The 6152-nt window shown below is 41.4% G+C and carries 4 protein-coding genes and 3 pseudogenes; all 7 read left to right on the forward strand.

What is annotated here, in order from left to right; all coding sequences use genetic code 11:
• Positions 1–184: 184 nt before the first annotated feature.
• Complete coding sequence (locus tag ACED28_RS22435; protein WP_371710787.1) at positions 185–835, forward strand: biosynthetic peptidoglycan transglycosylase; 651 nt, start codon at positions 185–187, stop codon at positions 833–835.
• A 460-nt stretch (positions 836–1295) separates the two neighbouring features.
• Positions 1296–1881: pseudogene (locus tag ACED28_RS22440) on the forward strand (IS6 family transposase).
• A 230-nt stretch (positions 1882–2111) separates the two neighbouring features.
• A pseudogene (locus ACED28_RS22445) lies at positions 2112–2768 on the forward strand (carotenoid biosynthesis protein); the annotation flags it as partial.
• A gap of 9 nt (positions 2769–2777) precedes the next feature.
• Positions 2778–2960 carry a hypothetical protein gene (locus ACED28_RS22450; protein ID WP_235447484.1) on the forward strand — a complete coding sequence of 61 codons (183 nt, stop codon included), beginning with the start codon at positions 2778–2780 and terminating at the stop codon, positions 2958–2960.
• Positions 2961–3118: 158 nt separating this feature from the next.
• The gene (locus tag ACED28_RS22455; RefSeq protein ID WP_102556740.1) at positions 3119–4519 is read left to right on the forward strand and encodes a cytochrome P450; all 1401 of its coding nucleotides are present in this window, start codon (positions 3119–3121) and stop codon (positions 4517–4519) included.
• A 261-nt stretch (positions 4520–4780) separates the two neighbouring features.
• Positions 4781–5324 (forward strand): annotated as a pseudogene (locus ACED28_RS22460) (IS6 family transposase).
• A 79-nt stretch (positions 5325–5403) separates the two neighbouring features.
• Positions 5404–6152 (forward strand): IS5 family transposase (locus tag ACED28_RS22465; protein WP_371710788.1); only part of this gene is annotated, 749 nt, incomplete at its 3' end.

The following is a 6152-nucleotide window of genomic DNA, read 5'->3' on the forward strand; positions in this document are numbered from 1 at the left end:
GAAAAGCGAAATGTCGCTTAGCTAAGTGTCCAGTCTGACTGGAGCAGATCATACATTAGTTGGGTTACTCACATCATTATGGATTGCAATCTTAACGTTAGTTTTTCGAACGTCATTACTAGATACTCATGAAAGTCTCAGGTTAATATTAACTCAGCAAATTAGTAAGCTCATTAGGCTACCTGTGACACCAAATGTCGAATATCTTATTTATCGCGCCAATCTCGCTACTTACGAGGCTGATAGGCATAAAGTTTCTCTTAAAAATTTAATACAGCTTCTGATTTTCATCGAAGACAGGGATTTTTATAAGCATTCAGGAATCAGTTACAAAGCTATAGGACGTGGAATCTTGAGTTTATTTAAACTCAAGCGACGCTCAGGGGGGTCGACTATTCAGCAACAGCTGGTAAGGACACTTTTTATTCTTGATCTGAGTAAAACCAAACGCAGGAAGTTTGTAGAAATATTACTTGCTCCATGGTTAAACAAAGTTTTAGAGAAACGTCGAATTTTGGAAATCTATATATGTTCGGTTAGGTATGAAAATCGATGTTTTGGTGTTTTATCCGCAATGCAGCATTTCTTTGGCGAAATAATCCCAAATCCTTCTAAAGCTGAAGCTTTCTTTCTTGTGGAAAGAGTGTCAAATATACGAAGATCACTTTTGGCAAACAAAATCGTTGCAACTGCAAAAGTTGCTAGAGAAAAAGGAATACTGTCAGAGTCGGATCTTAAAGAGCTTAGCTTACTTTATGAATCTGCGGTCAATGAAGGCAAAATTATCGACCACAATGGCAGTTTAGGTAGGATGCTTGAGCAGTTAAATGCTTAACAAGCATTTAACTGCTCAATCTACTCTTTCAAATCTACATCGAGCGATGTTTGATCTTAATATTTCTATCCAATCATAAGCTCCAACGCCCGCATACTCTAAGACACTTAAACATGTGGGCTCTCCTATTTCGTTTTTGAAGCGGCGTAACGAGCTATAATTTGGCTAGCGGAATGTCAGTCCAGTTAATGCACCGGCGTTAGTTGTCCTTCCTCCACCACACCTTTAGCTTGGGATGATCTCACAGTTCTTCCAGCCACGAAAACGCTTGTCTCCATTAAGTTCTAAACTATAATCTCAAAGCTAACTTAATGTAACGAAAAATCATGGAGTTATGCTTACTTCCAGTACCCGAATGGCGATATAGTGGCGGCAAATTTTAATCACAAGAAACAGGGGTTGTGTCGCAAACAAGGGGGTAGGTTATGATCACCCCTCAACATTCTTCAGCTTTAACATTATGACTATTAAGTTTACTGGCCGTCACTTTCCTTCTGAGATCAGACTACAGTCCGTTCGTTACTATGTTTCCTACAAGCTGAGCTACCGTGAAATTAAAGAGGTGTTAGCTGAGCACGGCATCAGTGTTGACCACTCAACATTGAACCGTTGGATCATTAAATACGCTCCCCTGCTTGAGCACCAGGCACGTAAATAAAGAAGCCAGTCGCGTCTGCGTGGCGAATGGACGAGACATACATTAACGTCAAATGTCAGTGGAAATATTACTATCGAGTCGTTGAGAAGCACGGTCATTTCATTGATTTTTTACTCTGCAAACGCCGTGATGAGAAAACGGCTCGCGCCTTCTTTGCCAAGGCAATCTGCTATAAGGGTTTACTAGGAAAAGTGGTTAGCGATAAGAGTGGTGCCAACGCGTTAGCGTTACATAATGTCAATGTTTAACTCTGGCTGATGGGAAATCAGATGAGGGAGCCAGTTCCACCCTGGCAGGCGTGGAACTGTGGTCGATAATTAAAAGTGAACAGCTCGATAATCCTGAAGGCTTATCTGCTTGGGAGCAATTTTACGCCCTAGCAGCCTAATTGCATCTGAAGATCTGTACACTTGTACTTCGTCATAACTTTGCGACACAACCGTATTAATGGTACAGATCACATTACATCAAAGCCACTGATTAGACCAGGCAACAAACTTTTCATGATATTCTGTCCCGCTTTATTATTATCGTCTATTTGATATCAATTGATTAGCACCATTATTCATCTTGCCTAATCGTTATCATGACTTTTAGTTTCAAAAATAAGAGTAGTATATGAAGCCTAGAGCACCTTTATTCTTGCTTGCAATCACCATTATTTATATTGTTTATTCATTTCTTCGAGGTTATACCGACTTACATATATCGAGCGTATTTACTCCATTAATTTTGTTCCCGTTTGCAATATTACACGGTAGTGTCTATTGCGGTATAAAGAAAATGTCATGTTTCTTTCTATTAGTCTTCGTTGTCAGTGTTTTCTACGAAAGCGTTAGTATTTCAAGTGGATTTCCTTTCGGTCACTATTATTATTCTGACCGACTAGGAATTAAAATATTTGACGTCCCATTAGCAATCATGCCGACCTACTTCAGTTTGGGTTATGTCTCTTGGTTTATATCAACCATCCTTCTTAATCAGTTTGATAAACCGATACAAACGAAAAGTAAAGCAATCATCATCTCTCTTACTGCCTCATTTGTAATGGTTTCATGGGATGTCGTTATGGATCCTGTGAATTCGCTCATCAAATCGCTGTGGGTCTGGACCGATCGTGGTGTGTATTTTGGCGTTCCGTTAAGTAATTTCTTTGGGTGGTTTTTATGCGTATTTACCTTTTATTTGCCTTTCTCATTATGGTGCTACAACGATAAAGTACATTTGAAGCAAATCCCGCCCCATGGTTACTTATACCTGCCCTCAATCATTTACGTTACCATAATGTCAAAATACATCCTTTGCTTCTTGTTCAAAGACAACCTTGATGTCGCCACTTTGCATGGCGAAATTTTTAGCTCAAAAGACATTTATGGAAGTGTGATGCTTATTGGTATCTTTACTATGCTACCAATCGGTATCCAATCTATCTATAAGATCTACCGACACCGCAGTCACTCGCTCTGAGCGACAAGAGTTCTTTAGTTCACACAATACGGTACTCACATTGTTTACACGCGCTAGCGTTGTATCACAACCAAAGTTTCGTATTACGATAACAAGCATGCTAAGCCGCTCTCAGCACCTGCTATTCATAGCATTCAGATCAAGTTAAGGTAATACAAATGCAGAAAATTGAACAGCTTCCAATGCCTCCTAAATCGGGAATTTTGGGGCATGTGAGTTATTTGAAGAAACCCAATGTTCATCAACAGATGCTGTCTTGGGTGAATGAATATGGTGCTTATTTTCGTTTGAAACTGGGAATGAAGGATGTAATGGTTCTCTCTGAACCCTCTCAGATTAAGGCGATTTTAAAATCGAGGCCAGATGACTTTCGCCGTTTGAAAAGCATTGAAAGTGTGTTTGAAGAAGCAGGGCTTAACGGTATTTTTTCTGCAGAAGGTGATCGTTGGAAACATCAGAGAAAGTTGACTGAGCCTATGTTCCAGCCTAGCCACCTTAAACATTTTTACCCTAAGTTAAGTGTGATTACCGAACGTTTAAGAAAGCACTTTGAAAAGTTATCAGAATCAGGAACTGTCGTTGATTTAGTTAGCGAATTCAAAAAATACACAGTAGATGTCACATCATTGTTGGCTTTTGGTGAAGACTTTAATTCGATTGAGCAATCAGACACTCCTCTTGGAGAAAGTTTACGACATGTCTTTCCTGTGATTAGCCAGCGCTCTAAGTCTCCTATTCCTTTATGGCGATTTTTCAAAACCAAGAAAGATACTCAGTTCGATGCAAGTTTAGAAGAGATCGGTCATTTTGTGTCGACTTGTATTGATAAGCAGCGCACGCGTTTGGCTGAGTGTCCTGAACTTAGAGAGTCGCCAGAAAATATGCTTCAAATAATGCTGCTGGAACAAGAATTGGATACATCACTGACTGATCGAGATATTCTAGCGAACGCCATTACTCTGTTATTAGCAGGGGAAGATACCACAGCAAACACTCTTGCTTGGATGGCGTTTCTTGTGAGTGGAAACCAAGGTAGCGAGCAAGCTTTACAAAGTGAACTGGCTGATCTGGGAGAAGCTTCTGTATTAGAGTGGCCGCTCCCTCGGGTTCCCTACATGACAGCAATTATGTATGAAGCGATGCGCCTTAAACCTGTGGCTCCTCAGCTTTACCTAGAGCCGACAAAAGATACTTATCTTGGTGATTTTGAAATAAAAAAAGGCACGCCTGTTTTCGTAATACTGCATGCTAACGGTTTTGATCCCGATTTGTTTGAAGATCCAATGTCGTTCGATCCTAATCGTTGGATAAATAAAAAAGGGGCGTCATTTTCGAACCTTCAACCATTTGGCGGGGGGGCAAGGCTTTGTCCGGGTCGTTCACTCGCTATTATGGAAATAAAATTGGCGTTTCATTCTTTATTTAATGAATTTACGTTAGAGCCTCAGCAAGCTCCTGAAGATGTGTTCGAACAGTTCGCGTTCACCATGTCGCCTGTTGGATTTAAAGTCAAAATTAAAAAAGTTGCTGATGCTGACAAGAGGAATATCAAACTTTAACTGGGCAAGAAGGACAGCATATGGATGACCTAAAGCTGGAATTAAAGTGTACCTTTATCCAAAGTAAGTGGCTTGGTGAAGAAGATAGACGGAATTTGAGACATCGTGCTTTTAAATATCTTCAATTAGAAGAAGACTTTTGTTCTTTAATCGATAATTATCCCGCAAACGATCTTATTATGGAACTCAAATCTCTTCTTCTCAAGTGAGGTTGGCATTGCCTTCTCCTAGGGGGTTTGTCGCGAACAAGGGTGGTAGGTTCTGATCATACTGCAGTCCGTTCGTTACTATATTTCCTACAAACTGAGCTACCGTGAAATTGAAGAGCTGTTAGCTAAGCGCGGCCTCAGTGTTGACCACTCAACATTGAACCGTTGGGTCATTAAATACGCTCCCCTGCTTGAGCACCAGGCACGTAAATAAAGAAGCCAGTCGCTTCTTCGTGGTGAATGGACGAGACGTACATTAACGTCAAAGGTCAGTGGAAATATTACTCTCGAGTCGTTAGAAGCACGGTCATTTCATTGATTTTTCACTCTGCAAACGCCGTGATGAGAAAGCGGCTCGCGCCTTCTTTACCAAGGCAATCTGCTATAATGGTTTACTAGGAAAAGTGGTTAGCGATAAGAGTGGTGCCAACGCGTTAGCGTTGCATAATGTCAATGTTCAACTCTGGCTGATGGGAAAAATACTCAACTTGATTGAAGTGTGTCAAATTAAATATCTGAACAATATAGTTGAGCAAAGTCATCGAAAAGTGAAAGGTAAAATAAATCAGTGCCTGGGGTGGAGCTGTGGTCGATAAGGCTTTGTTGCGTAATTCAATGCAACTAAATCAAGAACCTACGATCTGATCAGCTACCTCCACCCTCTCTCGTAGCCCTATGCCTAAGCCTCGTTACAAAACAACCAACTGGAAGCAATACAACCAATCACTCATTAACCGTGGTTCTCTGACCTTTTGGATTGATGAAGAAGCAATAAGCGGGTGGGCGCAAAGTAAACAGAATAAGCGCGGGAGGCCGCGTCGGTTCAGTGATTTAGCTATCACGACAGCACTCATGGTGAAACGAGTTTTTTCTAGGCCATTGAGAGCGCTTCAAGGATTTATCGACTCGATATTTAGGTTAGCCCATGTACCGTTAAGTTGTCCGCATTACACCTGCATCAGTCGCAGAGCCAAGCAAGTTGAGGTTTCATTTAAGACTAAAACGAGAGGAGCGATACAGCACCTAGCTATTGATGCTACTGGCCTTAAGGTTTATGGCGAAGGTGAATGGAAAGTCAAAAAACATGGGACGGATGGCAAGCGTAGAGTCTGGCGAAAGCTTCATATTGCCGTCGATACCAACACTCATGAGATCATTGCCGCTGAGCTAAGTTTATCGACGGTTACAGATGGAGAAGTACTCCCGAACTTACTGAAACAAACACACCGAAGTATCCTTGAGGTGTCTGGTGATGGCACTTACGACACGAGAGCGTGTCACGCTGCTATTAAGATTAAGGGAGCTATTGCGCTTATTCCCCCAAGAGAAGGGGCAGCCTTCTGGGAGCGTGGTCACCCTCGAAATCTCGCCGTGGGTTGCCAGAAGTTATACGGCTCAAATAAGTATTGGAAAGAGCGGTATGG

Origin of the sequence: Vibrio sp. 1F253, from assembly GCF_041439295.1 — a bacterium.
Lineage (GTDB): Bacteria > Pseudomonadota > Gammaproteobacteria > Enterobacterales > Vibrionaceae > Vibrio > Vibrio tasmaniensis_A.

Coding starts and splice junctions, on each gene's coding strand:
- ACED28_RS22455 (WP_102556740.1), top strand. CDS start 3,119: ATGCAGAAAATTGAACAGCTTCCAATGCCTCCTAAATCGGGAATTTTG.
- ACED28_RS22450 (WP_235447484.1), top strand. CDS start 2,778: ATGTCAAAATACATCCTTTGCTTCTTGTTCAAAGACAACCTTGATGTC.